At 56.5% G+C, this 12,706-nt stretch carries 16 protein-coding genes; 7 read left to right on the top strand and 9 right to left on the bottom strand.

Features of this window, described 5'->3' with window-relative positions:
• Nucleotides 1-110 precede the first annotated feature (110 nt).
• The 3 genes from B5M42_RS09190 to B5M42_RS09180 form a co-directional block, all read right to left on the bottom strand.
• The gene (locus B5M42_RS09190) at nt 111-1,601 is read right to left on the bottom strand and encodes an esterase-like activity of phytase family protein (RefSeq protein WP_134749374.1); all 1,491 of its coding nucleotides are present in this window, start codon (nt 1,599-1,601) and stop codon (nt 111-113) included.
• A gap of 331 nt (nt 1,602-1,932) precedes the next feature.
• Entirely contained in the window at nt 1,933-2,154 is a 222-nt protein-coding gene (locus B5M42_RS09185) for a DUF1450 domain-containing protein (RefSeq protein WP_134749371.1), read from the bottom strand.
• On the bottom strand, nt 2,154-2,456 hold the full coding sequence (locus B5M42_RS09180) for an iron-sulfur cluster assembly accessory protein (RefSeq protein WP_134749369.1): 303 nt from the start codon (nt 2,454-2,456) through the stop codon (nt 2,154-2,156). Before B5M42_RS09180 ends, B5M42_RS09185 begins: the two co-directional genes overlap by 1 nt.
• 192 nt (nt 2,457-2,648) lie before the next feature.
• Between B5M42_RS09180 and B5M42_RS09175 the strand changes: the two genes are divergently transcribed.
• From B5M42_RS09175 to B5M42_RS09155, 5 genes are all read left to right on the top strand, one after another.
• Nucleotides 2,649-3,008 carry a winged helix-turn-helix transcriptional regulator gene (locus B5M42_RS09175; RefSeq protein ID WP_134749367.1) on the top strand — a complete coding sequence of 120 codons (360 nt, stop codon included), beginning with the start codon at nt 2,649-2,651 and terminating at the stop codon, nt 3,006-3,008.
• A 48-nt stretch (nt 3,009-3,056) separates the two neighbouring features.
• A complete protein-coding gene (gene map / locus B5M42_RS09170) occupies nt 3,057-3,812 on the top strand; it encodes a type I methionyl aminopeptidase (RefSeq protein ID WP_134749364.1) in 756 nt (251 codons plus the stop codon).
• Between the two features lie 15 nt (nt 3,813-3,827).
• A complete protein-coding gene (ytvI, locus tag B5M42_RS09165; protein ID WP_134749361.1) occupies nt 3,828-4,931 on the top strand; it encodes a sporulation integral membrane protein YtvI in 1,104 nt (367 codons plus the stop codon).
• A gap of 263 nt (nt 4,932-5,194) precedes the next feature.
• Nucleotides 5,195-5,368, top strand: coding sequence for a hypothetical protein (locus B5M42_RS09160; protein ID WP_167689581.1), 174 nt, complete (start codon nt 5,195-5,197; stop codon nt 5,366-5,368).
• Nucleotides 5,369-5,652: 284 nt separating this feature from the next.
• Nucleotides 5,653-5,838: a DUF2524 domain-containing protein gene (locus B5M42_RS09155; protein WP_134749358.1), complete on the top strand. Its 186-nt coding sequence runs from the start codon at nt 5,653-5,655 to the stop codon at nt 5,836-5,838.
• Nucleotides 5,839-5,908: 70 nt separating this feature from the next.
• Here B5M42_RS09155 and B5M42_RS09150 read toward each other — a convergent pair whose 3' ends face one another.
• Complete coding sequence (locus B5M42_RS09150) at nt 5,909-6,169, bottom strand: hypothetical protein (protein WP_209280648.1); 261 nt, start codon at nt 6,167-6,169, stop codon at nt 5,909-5,911.
• Between the two features lie 200 nt (nt 6,170-6,369).
• Here B5M42_RS09150 and B5M42_RS09145 point away from each other — a divergent pair, with 200 nt between their 5' ends.
• Together B5M42_RS09145 and B5M42_RS09140 are read left to right on the top strand one after the other, a co-directional pair.
• Nucleotides 6,370-6,807 (top strand): MarR family winged helix-turn-helix transcriptional regulator, encoded by a 438-nt coding sequence (locus B5M42_RS09145; protein WP_134749355.1) that lies wholly within the window; start codon nt 6,370-6,372, stop codon nt 6,805-6,807.
• A 52-nt stretch (nt 6,808-6,859) separates the two neighbouring features.
• The gene (locus B5M42_RS09140; protein WP_134749353.1) at nt 6,860-8,440 is read left to right on the top strand and encodes an MDR family MFS transporter; all 1,581 of its coding nucleotides are present in this window, start codon (nt 6,860-6,862) and stop codon (nt 8,438-8,440) included.
• A gap of 86 nt (nt 8,441-8,526) precedes the next feature.
• Here the strand turns inward: B5M42_RS09140 and B5M42_RS09135 are convergent, their stop codons facing one another.
• From B5M42_RS09135 to B5M42_RS09115, 5 genes are all read right to left on the bottom strand, one after another.
• Complete coding sequence (locus B5M42_RS09135) at nt 8,527-9,201, bottom strand: SanA/YdcF family protein (RefSeq protein ID WP_134749350.1); 675 nt, start codon at nt 9,199-9,201, stop codon at nt 8,527-8,529.
• Nucleotides 9,202-9,258: 57 nt separating this feature from the next.
• The gene (locus tag B5M42_RS09130) at nt 9,259-9,471 is read right to left on the bottom strand and encodes a hypothetical protein (RefSeq protein ID WP_134749348.1); all 213 of its coding nucleotides are present in this window, start codon (nt 9,469-9,471) and stop codon (nt 9,259-9,261) included.
• A gap of 80 nt (nt 9,472-9,551) precedes the next feature.
• Nucleotides 9,552-10,475: a M14 family metallopeptidase gene (locus tag B5M42_RS09125; RefSeq protein WP_134749344.1), complete on the bottom strand. Its 924-nt coding sequence runs from the start codon at nt 10,473-10,475 to the stop codon at nt 9,552-9,554.
• Nucleotides 10,476-10,629: 154 nt separating this feature from the next.
• Nucleotides 10,630-11,439, bottom strand: coding sequence for a glutamate racemase (racE, locus tag B5M42_RS09120; RefSeq protein WP_134749341.1), 810 nt, complete (start codon nt 11,437-11,439; stop codon nt 10,630-10,632).
• Nucleotides 11,440-11,631: 192 nt separating this feature from the next.
• Complete coding sequence (locus B5M42_RS09115; protein WP_134749339.1) at nt 11,632-12,576, bottom strand: polysaccharide deacetylase family protein; 945 nt, start codon at nt 12,574-12,576, stop codon at nt 11,632-11,634.
• Nucleotides 12,577-12,706 lie beyond the last annotated feature (130 nt).

Below are 12,706 nucleotides of genomic sequence, written 5' to 3'. Positions count from 1 at the left end.
CGCGGCACGACAGCAACGGCAAAGGCGGCTTCCCTTCCCCGTATTCGGGGGAGCAGGAAGCCGCCTTTGCCTGGTTTGCGCCGCCGCCCGGATGTCCGGCGGCGGTTGGTCTATTTCAAGCTCTCGCTCACCTTGATGAGCATGAGCTGTGTCGGTACGCCCGTCAGCGACAGCTTGCCCGCGTCGTCGTAGCTGACGCCGAAGTCGTTGTCATTGACGATGGCGATCGTGTGCGCGTCGGTCACGGCCAAGCCTTCGATTTTCTCATACGGATAACCAAGCTTGGCGATATCGGCGACAAGCTCCTTGCCTACCGGCACGATGCCGTGGTCTCGCAGCTGCTGGACGGTCATCGCTTCCAGGCCAAGGCTGACCGGGGTGCCGAGCAAATTGGAAGCTTGCGAGAAGTCCGCCTTGTAGATGCGCTTGAGCTGGGCGTCGGCGCCGGCGTTTTTGTCGCGCTCGTCAATCAGCATCACATCGTCCGACAGCGCGGACAGATCGCTGATCACGACGTCCTTTTGCTTGACGTTCCGGAACATCGCGGCGTTCTCCGCCACGTACACGTATTCGCCGATGATCTGCTTGGTCGTCAGGTCCATTTTCAAAATTCGCAGGTTGCGCGAGGCTTCGCCGGTTTTTTTATCCGGATTGGCCATTGGGCTTTGAATCGAGGTGTACAAAAACTTGCCGTCCTGCGAAATCGTCACGCCTTCCAGACCGCGGTTGGAAATGCGCGAATTGTAGATTTCGGGCAGCGTCTCGTAAATCTCCGTTTGCGCGCCAGCAGCAACCAGCTTCGCTTTCGCGCCTTTGGGCACGTAACGGCCGAGAATCGTGCCGTCGCGCTTCACCTGCAGGATCGAAGGACGATATTCCTCCGAGATCCAGAACGTATCGTCGGATGGGCTGTACGCAATGCCCTCCGGGTCAAGGCCGTCGGGGTCATAGCCGAGCTTGACCGCGCCTTTTTCGTCAAACGGCACCTCGTCCGGACCGACCAGATTCGGCAAGCCCGTAATCAGACGACTTCCGGTAACGGCGTCTGTTTTGCCCACAGGGAGCTGCAGCTTGATCGTATCCAGAATTTGAATCCCGCCGTCGCTCACCTTGAATTTATACAGACGCGGATTGTAGCCATCAATCGGGAACGTCCGCAGCTTGTCCTTGCCCACTTCGCCGTTCGGTCCGCGGTCGCCCAGCGAGTAGAACGTATCGGCCGGATCGCCCGGCAGATGCACCAGCCCCGAGAATCCGCCCTCCTGAATGCCCTTGCCCAGCTCGGGCGCATTCTTCCACTCGTAAGTCGCGCTGATTTGCGGCACATCCTTGAGGGTGATCGACTGGTTCCACTCATTCCATTCCACCTGCTTGCCAAGCGCTTCGCCAATCGCCCGCAGCGGCACATAGGTGCTGCCGTCGATGACGACAGGGTCCTTGTCCAGTGACAACGCCTTACCCTGCGAGATAATGTTGAATTGTACAGCCGCCGCCTGCAGAGCAGCCTGATCACCTTCAGCAAACGCCAGCTGCGCGCCGGTTACGGTCCATATTGCAGCCGCGGCCAGCAGCACGCGTTTGTTGCCCAACCATCGTTTCATCCGAATTCCCTCCGTTATGGCAAGAATGATTTCACTCCTTCAGCTTACCGGGGCTTTGTTTCGGCAAGATCAGCGCGGTTTGAAGCTTTTGTAAAAGCAGCGAGCGGCCGCGATGGCGCAGTTGCGCGGAACGCGGCTACGCAGTACGCGCCGCACGGCACGCAGCACGCGGTACACAACACGCGATACGCGCCACACGGCACGCGGCACGCGCCACACAGCACGCGGTACGCGGCACACAACACACGGTACGCGTCCCATGCACAACGCCCCGGACGCGCCCGCGTCCCTGCCTGCGCAAAAAAACGCCCCCGTCGCCGGGAGCGTTTCTCTACTTCACATATTTACGCGCTTTTTCGATGGCCTCATCTTCGGTTGCCCCGGTGATGTAGCGGCCGTTAATGTAGATAAAAGCAAAACGAGAGCAAGGGCCGCAATACGACTTGCAGCCGACTTTCACGCTGACGCCTGGCGCGAGGCGCTCCAGCTTGGATACAGCGGTTTTCACCTTCATATGCTTGCATTTGTCGCAAATGCGAATATCATTGGCCATTAGTGATCCCCGTGATACCCCTTGCTCGGGTTCGTAATCACGTAGCCTTCTTGCGGTAAATAGAAGTAGTCGATGCGGATGCCGTCGAGCATCGGCTCGTTTTGGTCGAGCAGCACATCGATGCCTTTGTCCGTCGTCACAAGAACGTCGTTGTCATTGCGGTCGTCAAGTCCGAGACCGTAGTGGGCGTGGTCGCCGTGCTGCTGCGTCACTTGAACGCGCACGATCAGACCTTGGTTTTCTTCCTTTTCAAGCTCCATTTTGAGCATTTTTGCGGCATTGCGGGAAATTTTCACCTTCATTAGTCGACATCTCCTGGAACTTTTTTTATTTCTTATTGTAAAGAATCCATGAAGCGAAATCAACCCGGACCGCTATTGCCATTTTTCCGCCCGCTATTTAAAATGGAAAGCAGTAAACGATTTCTCTACTTATTACACATGAGATACTTACTTTCAAAACGAAAGCAACCGCCAAAGGAGAGGATAAACCGAATGTCTACGCTGGAAAACGAGAAGGTCGCTCCGCTCAGCAACTACGTGCCCAAGGAACCTAAGGTGATCGAATGCTCCATTGAACGCACGCTCGAAGTCATCGGCGGCAAATGGGCGTTTCTCGTGCTGCGCGAGCTGTTTCAGGGCACGCGGCGCTTTGGAGAGCTGCAGCGGCAAATTTGCGGCATCAGCCCGAAATCGCTGACCGACACACTGCGGCATCTGGAAGAGCACGGCGTTCTGGAGCGCACGGCATATCCGACTGTGCCGGTAACCGTCGAGTATTCACTGACACCGAAAGGTCAGGATCTGCATCAAATATTAAAAGAAATGAAGCTTTGGTCAGCCAAATGGACATAATGGGCTGTGATAAGACAACACCTTGAAACCATAAGAGGAGTGTATGCCATGATCGTTATCAAAACGAAAGAGCAGATCGAGAAAATGGCCCAAGCCGGGCGTATTCTCGCCGCCTGCCACCGGGAAATCGCCCAGATGATCCGTCCCGGAATCACCACCTGGGAGATCGACCAGTTCGCGGAAAGCTTCATGCTCCGCCACGGCGCCAAGCCCGAGCAAAAAGGCTATAACGGCTACCCCTACGCCACCTGCGCCTCGGTGAACGACGTCATCTGTCACGGTTTCCCGAAAAAAGAGCCGCTGGCCGACGGCGATATCGTGACCATCGACATGGTTGTGAATCTCGACGGCTGGCTGGCCGATTCGGCCTGGTCCTACGCCGTAGGCACGGTGTCGCCGGAAGCCGAAAGGCTGATGCGCGTCACGAAGGAGTCGCTGTACAAGGGCATTGAACAGGCTGTCGCGGGCAATCGGCTCGGCGACGTCTGCCACGCCGTTCAAGCGCATGCCGAAGCCGAGGGCTTTTCCGTCGTACGCGACTTTGTCGGTCACGGGATCGGCCAGGAGATGCACGAGGCGCCGCAGGTGCCGCATTACGGCCCGGCCGGCAAAGGCCCGCGGCTCAAGGAGGGCATGGTGTTTACGATTGAACCGATGCTCAATATCGGCAAATATTTCGCCCGCGTCGATCTCGACGGATGGACCGCGCGCACCGTGGACGGCAGCTTGTCCGCGCAATATGAACATACCATCGCCATTACGAGCGACGGCCCGGTTATTTTGACCGATCAAACCATCATTTAATCCGGAGGGACATTCGTGATATCCTTTTACCGCAAATATTGGAGAACTGCTTTTGACATCGCTTTGATCGTCCTCACCGTTTATTTGTTCATGCTGCTATTCAGCTATTTGTACAAAATAGCCACGCCGATCTTCCTCGCCCTGATTATTTATGCGATGATCGAACCGCTCGCCCGCTTTCTTCACCGCCGCGGCCTGCGCAAATCGATTGCTTCGGCGATTTCGGTGCTGCTGTTCGTTACCGTTATTCTCGGCGCGCTTGTTGGCGCAGGGATTATTTTCACCTCCCAGATCATGAATCTCGTCGCCAAGGCGGACGATTACAAGATCGTCTTTCAGGAGCAGATCGTCGAACGCGTCGCGGACCTGCAAAGCAGGCTGGAGGCGCTGCCTCCCGATGTCGTGGACAAGTCAAAGGACTATGCCTCACAGTTTACGAACAAGGCCGCCAAGCTGCTCACCGGCTTTCTCTCCGGCCTTGTGAATTCGCTGACCTCGTTCTCGACGTTCATGTTCAACTTTGTTGTCGGCATCATTCTTGCTTATTTCCTGAGCATCGAGATCGAATCGTGGAAGCGGCTGGCCGAAGACAAAACGCCCAAGACGTTCAAAGCCGCCTTCTTTTTCCTGAAGGAAAACGTGCTGCGCGGCATCCTGAGCTACGTCAAGGCGCAAGCCAAGCTGATTTCGTTGACGTTCGTCGTGATCTTCATCGCATTGCTGCTGCTGAACGTTAACAATGCGTTTTCGATTGCGCTCTTGTCCGGTATTTTTGACGTGCTGCCGCTGCTTGGCGTCTCCACCCTGTTCATTCCGTGGATTATTTATTTGTTTATCGTCGGCAATACGTCGCTGGCGATTTGGCTGTCGGCGGTGCTGATTGTCGTCATTCTCGTGCGGCAATTTATGGAGCCCAAGATTACAGGAGAATCGCTGGGCGTTTCGGCCTTCACCACACTTGCGTTCATGATTGTGTCGCTGTCGCTGTTCGGCGTCGCCGGGGTGATTGTGTCGCCGGTGCTCATTATTTTGCTCAAGGCGCTTTCGGATCAAGGCTATTTGCAGCGCTGGATTCGCAAGCCGATCGAGGAATACCCGTCCGATCTGACCGCGCGCTAATTCCTGCCGCGATGTTTGTACATAAGCTTTGTGTCAAGCCTTCCGACACGGCAAAACGCCGCTTGTCGCGAAGGCTTTTTTTATAAAAATTCCTGCGAATTTTTTTCAAATCAGGCCCTTCTCTCTCTTGCAATACCTAACATGATGTGTTATATTAAAAGTGTGACAAATCAAGGATTTTTCACTCAATCGAAGCAAAGATCATAGACGCAAGCCGGTGTCATCAAGCTTACCAATTCAGGGAAAACGGGGAGTGATTGAACATGGATTCCACATTGCACATTCCGCAAGGAGAAGAAGTGATTCGCATCGAGATGACGGTTAAGGAAGCGCTCGCATTAGCTGGGACCAAGTTCCCGCGCAACCACAAGCTGGAAACGGAAGCGCTCAAGAAAGTCAAGCAAACGCTTGAAGACAAGCTGCTTCCCGAGCATTAAAACCAAGCCGATCCGCCCTGTAAGCGACCTGTCGTCGCTGCGGGGCTTTTTGTTTTTTTCTGCCGGGTATCGAAAAGGCGCAAGCGCCTCATACTACTATTGTGTGGAATTTCAACACAATTCGACAACACCGGGGAGTGAATTTCATGTCTGAACACAAACAACAGGGCCACGGCAGCCAGAACACGACCAATCGCACCTCCGATAAAAACAGCGGCAAAGGCAAGAAGTAGCCACGCCTGTTCGCAAGATGACCCTAAACTATCTGCAAGGAGGTGTAGCGCATGATCGATCATCTGGACAGCGATTACGACTGCGCTTTAGCCGGTTCCGACCTGCACGCGCTTAAAGAGGAGCAGCGCCTGCTGCAAAGCAAATCCACGCATTCGCAAGCGGAGCAGGAACAGCTGAACCACGTAGGCAACCAAATCCGCTTCATTGAAAACAAATGCTCGATACACCGTTCATAAGCAGCCGAAAAGCCCACCTTCTGCGGAAGATGGGCTTTTGCTTGACCGGCGGGCCGGTCGGATCGGGTCGTTACTGCTTGCGGCCGGCCTCCAGGCTGCGGTCGGGATATTTGCGCTCCAGCGCCTCGGAGAACACGACGGCCAGCAGCATCGTTACCGCGGCATCGTCAATCGGGATGAACGGCATAACGTCGGGCAGCACCCAATAAAGCAAAGCCGGGATCAGAAACAGCAGCTTGGCGCCCAGCGGCACCTGCGGCGAGCGCAGAAGACGCCAGACGCGCGTCAGGACATGCTTCCAGTAGCGCAAACTCCATATTTTTCGCAGCATCGGGCTCCAGCTCCTTTTTGTCGGCTTGGACTGTCTTCTTTCATTATATACCCGTTTTGTGCAGGATTCATCTCGCTTTTTTATAAAATTGAATATTGACTTCTTCCAGCAGCAGGCGTATATTTAACTCATTCATTATTTTAGTCACTAAGATATTCTGTCACTAAGTATTTCTACTCTTAAAAGAAGGAGGTGTTCCTGTGCCGTCCCATCCGGACAACAAGGAAACGATGCAGGAGCTGCTTGGCTTGCTGGAGCAGTTGGGCAAGAAAATTAAGGATCGCATGGTGATGCCGCAATTTGAGCACCCGCTTTCCACAGGTCACGTGTTTTTACTGATGAACGTGTATCAGCATCAAATGTGCACGGCTTCGGACATCGTCGCCAAGCTTGGCGTCACGTCCGGCGCGGTTACCGGGCTCTCCGACAAACTGGTGGAATACGGGCTGATCCATCGCACCCGCTCCGAAGAGGACCGGCGCGTCGTACAGTTTACGCTGACGGACCAAGGGCGCGAGGTCGCCGAGAAGCTGAAGCAGGACCGGCTGCAGCGGCTCGCTGAAATTTTTGGACAAATGGAAAAAGACGATTTGCAAACGATGCTGGACTCGTTCCGCAAGCTGAACAGCTTGTTGTAAAGCCGGCTTGCGCTCCCGAGCGCACCCCAAAGACAAGGAGTGGAAAGAAACTATGAACCAAACTGCGATTTCGCCTAAGCAGCTCCGATGGATCGTCGTCGGATTGATGCTGGGCCTCTTGCTCTCATCGCTTGATCAAACGATCGTATCAACGGCGATGCCGACCGTCATTTCAGATTTGCACGGACTTTCGCTGTATAGCTGGGTATTCTCGATCTACATGCTGACTTCGACGACATCAGTGCCGATTTTCGGCAAGCTGGCCGACTTGTACGGCCGCAGGCTGATTTATTTGATCGGTATGGGCTTTTTCCTCGTCGGTTCGGCGTTGTGCGGCCTGTCGCAAAACATGACCGAGCTGATCGTCTTCCGCGCGATTCAAGGGATCGGCGCAGGCGCGCTGATGCCGGTCGCGATGACGATTATCGGCGATATCTTCCCGCCGGAGCGCCGCGGTAAAATGCAAGGCGTATTCGGCGCCGTGTTCGGCCTTTCCAGTGTTGTTGGACCGGCTGTCGGCGGCTTCCTCGTCGATCACTTGAACTGGCACTGGATTTTCTATGTCAACCTGCCGTTTGGCATTGTCGGCGCGATTATTCTCGCCGCTTCGCTGAAAGAAACAAAAAGCACCGAGAAGCGTTCCGTCGACTGGGGCGGTGCGATTGTCCTATCCGGCGCCATCGTTTCCCTGCTGCTTGCATTGGTACTTGGCGGCGGTGATGAAACCGGCGCAGGGACGCATTACGCTTGGGCTTCGCCACAAATTATCGGGCTGTTCTCGGCAGCAGCCGTGCTGATCGCTGCATTCATCTGGATTGAATCCAAGGTCAAGGAACCGATCATTCCGCTGTTTCTGTTCAAAAAACGGGCTATTTCCGTCTCGAGTGTGGTCGGCTTCTTTATGGGCATTGGCATGTTCGGCGCGATTACGTACATCCCGCTGTTTGTGCAAGGCGTTATCGGCGAATCTGCGTCGAAAGCAGGCTATATCCTGACCCCCTTGATGCTGTCGCTGATCGCTTCGAGCATCGTTGGCGGCCGTTTGATTACGAAGCTGCCTTACCGCGTTATCATTACCGTATCCATGCTCATTATGACACTTGGCTTTGTACTGATGTCGCAAATGACCGTTGATACGACCAACATGACCGTCGTCTTCTACATGATCATTACAGGTCTTGGCATGGGGGCGTTGATGCCGGTCCTGACCATCGCTGCGCAAAGCGCCGTACCTCGCGAGCAGCGCGGTGTAGCTACATCGTCGACGCAGTTCTTCCGCTCGATCGGCGCGACGCTGGGCGTATCTGTCATGGGTGCGCTGATGACCAGCAAAATGAACGGCGGCTTGCAGGAGCTGGCTGGCAAGCTGCCGCAAATTCCTGCCGAGGTGCTCGGCAAATTCGCCAATCCGCAAATGCTGCTGAACGCCGATGCCCGGGCACAAATGCCGCCTGAGCTGCTCGCCGGTGTACGCGGTGTGCTGGCTCACTCGGTGACGATTGTTTTTGCCAGCGGCATCGTCTTCGTCTTGATCGGTCTGGTGGCCGGTCTGTTCATGGGCAAGGAACGGATGAAAAAATCCGACGACGGCACGACCGCCGAGCTGCTGAAGCGCGAGCCGGAAATGCTGTAAGGTCGCGCAAGCCATTCAAAAAAAACGTCAGGGAGCTGAGCTCTCTGACGTTTTTTTGCGCTTGCCGCGCCGCTATGTGCCGTTCGCTAGCGGTCATGCGTGGCCCGCCCGTCGCCGGTAATCGGAATTTCGCGGCCGAGAAAGGTCGGCTTGGGCCGCAGCACACCGGCATACAGCGCATCCTTGGCACGGGCGACGACTTCGCGCGCTTCGAAGCGGGGCATCCCGCCATAGCGGTGAAGATCGGCGGCTACGCCGTGCGCGTTCAGACCAAGCTGCCGGGCCGCAAACAAAGCCCGTGGCAGGTGGTAGCCCTGCGTCACCACGGTGACCTCGCGCACCTGAAAAATGTCGCGGGCGCGGTACATGCTCTCATAAGTGCTGAAGCCGGCGTGATCCATAAAAATGCTCGCGGACGGCACGCCGCGCTGCTCCAAATATTCGCGCATGGTGTTCACTTCGTCATACTCCTTGCGGCCGTGGTCGCCGCTGACGAGAATTTTCGGCGCTGCCCCGGCCTCATACAGCTGCAGCGCCGTCTCCAGCCTGTCCGCCAGCATGCCGGAAGGCTCGCCGTTCGGCCGGACATAAGCGCCGAGCACGAGAATCGCATCGGCTACAGGCGCTTGTCCGGCAGAGACGATATAGGGAGCCATGCCGCGGCTGATTCCGCTGCTAACCGTCCAGACCGTCAACGCGCCAATGCCAGCCGCAAGCCATAAAAAAAGGATGCCCTTGCGCAGATGGGATCGAAGCTTCATCGCTTTCACCTCTTACGCATATAGACGCGGCATCCGGCGCTCGTGTTCAATTTCAGATCAGTTGATCCGTTTTTTCGTCAAAATACAAGGGACGCCCTTGCCGACGGCTCCCGGCTGCGACATCGCCTCCAGATAGCGCTGTCCCCGCGAGCACATCTGGGTGCAGGCGGCGCAGGTCGCCGATTCGACGATCCGCATGGCATACTGCGGGCGGGACGAAGAAATGTCCTTTTTCAGCTTGGACTTGCTTCCTTTTCCTTTACCGGCCATCTCCACTCCTCCTTCATACCCAATATATGAGGAGTGGACGAATCGGTTCGCAGCCGGCCTGGCCGACTTGCAGCAGCTTGTCAGTCGCGGCGCAGCTGCGTCCCAGCGCGCCTGCCGGCCCGCTCCCGGCCTATGTCAAGCGCCTCCAGCAGCAGCGGAGCCAGCTCTTCATAATAAACAGGCAGCTCAGAGAACGGCAGCGGATTCTCGCCCAAGCCGACCTCAACCGTAAATCCCGGACGCCGGAACTGCTGAATAAACCAGTCCTTGTACCCGGCATCGCTGCCGCTGAGCTTGACCGCGGCATAACCGCTTGCTTGGGCCAGTCGCTCGGCGCTAATTTCGGCATCCGGGGGCTCGCAATCGCGGTAATTCCAGTAAATTTCCTGCCCCTGCGTGTGCAGCGAAACTACCAGTTCAAAATCCAGCGCCTCTGTCAGCCGAAACAGCGCCAACGCCTCCGGCTCGGACAGCGGTGCTTCGCCGCCGTAATCGCGTTCGCCCGGCCCTTCGCGCCCGCGTCGCGCCTGTTCCTCCTCCCAGTGTGCCGGAAACTGGTCGTTCAAATCAACGCCGCGCACATTCGCCTTCCAGCTGCGAAAATCCTCCGAGCCGCCGTTCCAGATCAGCAGCTGCTCGCTGTAGGGCTGCCCGGGCCAAGCGCCGCGCTGGACCAAATCGACACCGTCCGGATTGACCATCGGTACGAGCCACAGCGTCACATCGGCCAGCACCTCGCGCAACGCGCGGCCGCGCCATATCACGCCTGACGCATAAGCCTGCGACGCCTCCTCCAGAAAACGCATCGAAAGCGGCGTCGTTATCCACTCATTGGCGTGGCACGCCGCATTGATATGGACCGGCACGGCTCCCGTGCCAAGCCGGATGGCCGGGATCGGCTTGCCCAGCACGCTGCTGCCGATCGTGTGAAAGCCCAAAAACGGATACCTCAGCGCCAAACGTCGCATTTCCGCACACAACCGCTCATACGTGTATGCCGTCATCTGCCTCGTCTCCTTTCTCTCCGCTGTCAGTCAGCTTGCGCACCTTTATGCATATGCGGCGTCAAAGCTGTTCATGCGCGGCCGACTCGCCAAAGCAAAAAAGCCGGACGCTCCCCGTAAGGAAACGTCCGGCTATGTCCGGCCAGCCCGCCGCTCAAATGATGTTCGGCACCTGCCACACCACCGGCGTAATGGAAATTTGCTCGCGCAGCCAGGTCTGCGCGATCCGCTTGAACAGCTCCGGCTCGCCGCTGCAAAAAAACTGGTGAATCGGCGTCACGCCGGAAGCCGCCAGCATGCCGCGATGATACAGAATCGTGCTGATTTCCCGCGCCGTCTCGTCCGCCGAAGAAATCAGCGTCACGTCCGGTCCCATCACCCGCGAGATGACCGGAGTCAGGAACGGATAATGCGTGCAGCCGAGAATCAGACAGTCGATGGGCTTGCCATACAGCGGACGCAACGACTGCTCCACGACATGGAACGCCTCGTCTCCCTGGAACAGCCCCTTTTCCACAAACGGGGCCAGCAACGGGCACGATTCGCTGTACACCTGAATGTTCGGCGAAATAGTGCGCAGCGCCTGCTCATACGCTTTGCTGCGAATGGTCCCTTCGGTGCCGATAACGCCGACGACGCCGCTGCGCGTCGTCTTGATCGCCGCGCGCGCGCCCGGCGAAATTACCCCGAGTACGGGCACCGATACGCTGGCGCGAATTTCGTCTATAGCTACGGCAGTTGCCGTGTTGCAGGCAATCACAATCATTTTCGGATTGAATTGAATCAAATAGTCGACAATTTGCTTGGTAAAGGTTCGCACCTCGTCGGCTGGCCGCGGTCCGTAGGGACTGCGCGCGGTATCGCCGAAATAAATCACTTTCTCCTGCGGAAGCTGACGCATCACTTCTTTTACTACCGTTAATCCTCCGACGCCGGAGTCGAGAATAGCTATCGCTTGCTGCACAAATATACGCTTCCTTTGCCGGTTAATAGGTGGAGCCACATCGTTAGAATATGAACGTACAAGCCGAAACGTACCTAGGTAATCTTATCAGATTTCGGCGCATATTCCCACCCTAAAAGCTTGGCGGAAGGCAGTCGTGCCGGCCCTGCGGGCTTTGCAGCCGCTTGCAGGCCAAGCCTCGCCTTTTCGCCGCTATCCCTGCAGCTCGCTCACCAGCCCGAACTCGTAGCCCTTCGCTTTCACATCCTTCAAAATACGATCAAGCGCTTCCATATTTTCCTTCGAGCCCTGGTGCATTAAAATGACGTTGCCGTCGTGCAAATTGTTCATAATATCGTTATACGGATCGTCTGCGCCGTTCTTGCGCGGCTCCCAGTCCCGCATCGCTGTCGACCAGAACACGGACGTGTAGCCAAGCGAGGACACGAGCTGCAAATTGTGCATGTTGTAATGACCGTACGGAAAGCGGAAAAACTTCACGACCTCCTGGCCGGTAATCTGCTTGTACAGCTGCTCGAAGCCGCTGATTTCCTGCAAAATCTGCTCGTCGGTCAGCTCGTTGAAATCCTTGTGCGTCATCGTATGATTGGCGATCAAATGCCCGTCGGCGACGAGCCGCTTCAAGTAGTCGGGATTGTTTTTGATATTGTTGCCGGAGATAAAAAAATTCGCCTTGACGTCGTTATCCTTGAGCGACTTGAGCATCAAATCGACGTCGATCAGCGGGCCGCCCGCATCGATCGTCAAATAGACCTTTTTGCCGGTGCCGACCCAGACAGCCTTCATATCCGGCGTAAACGACTTCGTATCTCGGGGAAAATCAGGCACTTGCCCGGTTTTCTTTTTCATATAATACCAGGAAAGCGGAGCAAGCTCGCCTTTGGCCGCGGGTTTGACCGTGGGCTTCACCGTCGGAGTTGGCGAGGGCGTAGCCGTTGGCGTAGCGGTCGGCTCAGGCGTGGGCGTGGCTGTAGGCACAGGGGTCGGAACGACCGTAGCCGTCGGCGTCGGCGGGGTTGCAGTCGCAGCGCCGGAGCTGCCTGAAGCGGCGGTCGGCCCCTGCCCGGCACAGCCGGCCAGCGTTGCGCTCAGCATGACTAGAAGCAGCGGGGCGGTAAGAGAACGTCGTCTATCCATCGGGACACCTCTCGCTTACGGAATTTGGCAATCCCTTTTCTTATTCGACAGGCATAGACAAAAACCTGCCGCATCAGCCAGTTCGTCGTTCACATTCGACAAATTTCCGGTAGCTTCGCCCCTCCGTCAA

This window comes from Paenibacillus athensensis, from assembly GCF_004514475.2.
In the GTDB taxonomy this organism is placed as follows: domain Bacteria; phylum Bacillota; class Bacilli; order Paenibacillales; family NBRC-103111; genus Paenibacillus_AL; species Paenibacillus_AL athensensis.
The sequence above is the reverse complement of the archived record's forward strand: the minus strand, read 5'-3'. Positions and strand labels throughout refer to the sequence as shown.

What these genes read in the sequence shown, in the direction of transcription:
- B5M42_RS09190 (WP_134749374.1), bottom strand. Translation starts at nt 1,601, where the DNA reads ATGAAACGATGGTTGGGCAACAAACGCGTGCTGCTGGCCGCGGCTGCA.
- B5M42_RS09185 (WP_134749371.1), bottom strand. Translation starts at nt 2,154, where the DNA reads ATGGCCAATGATATTCGCATTTGCGACAAATGCAAGCATATGAAGGTG.
- B5M42_RS09180 (WP_134749369.1), bottom strand. Translation starts at nt 2,456, where the DNA reads ATGAAGGTGAAAATTTCCCGCAATGCCGCAAAAATGCTCAAAATGGAG.
- B5M42_RS09175 (WP_134749367.1), top strand. Translation starts at nt 2,649, where the DNA reads ATGTCTACGCTGGAAAACGAGAAGGTCGCTCCGCTCAGCAACTACGTG.
- map (WP_134749364.1), top strand. Translation starts at nt 3,057, where the DNA reads ATGATCGTTATCAAAACGAAAGAGCAGATCGAGAAAATGGCCCAAGCC.
- B5M42_RS09160 (WP_167689581.1), top strand. Translation starts at nt 5,195, where the DNA reads ATGGATTCCACATTGCACATTCCGCAAGGAGAAGAAGTGATTCGCATC.
- B5M42_RS09155 (WP_134749358.1), top strand. Translation starts at nt 5,653, where the DNA reads ATGATCGATCATCTGGACAGCGATTACGACTGCGCTTTAGCCGGTTCC.
- B5M42_RS09150 (WP_209280648.1), bottom strand. Translation starts at nt 6,169, where the DNA reads ATGCTGCGAAAAATATGGAGTTTGCGCTACTGGAAGCATGTCCTGACG.
- B5M42_RS09140 (WP_134749353.1), top strand. Translation starts at nt 6,860, where the DNA reads ATGAACCAAACTGCGATTTCGCCTAAGCAGCTCCGATGGATCGTCGTC.
- B5M42_RS09135 (WP_134749350.1), bottom strand. Translation starts at nt 9,201, where the DNA reads ATGAAGCTTCGATCCCATCTGCGCAAGGGCATCCTTTTTTTATGGCTT.
- B5M42_RS09130 (WP_134749348.1), bottom strand. Translation starts at nt 9,471, where the DNA reads ATGGCCGGTAAAGGAAAAGGAAGCAAGTCCAAGCTGAAAAAGGACATT.
- B5M42_RS09125 (WP_134749344.1), bottom strand. Translation starts at nt 10,475, where the DNA reads ATGACGGCATACACGTATGAGCGGTTGTGTGCGGAAATGCGACGTTTG.
- B5M42_RS09115 (WP_134749339.1), bottom strand. Translation starts at nt 12,576, where the DNA reads ATGGATAGACGACGTTCTCTTACCGCCCCGCTGCTTCTAGTCATGCTG.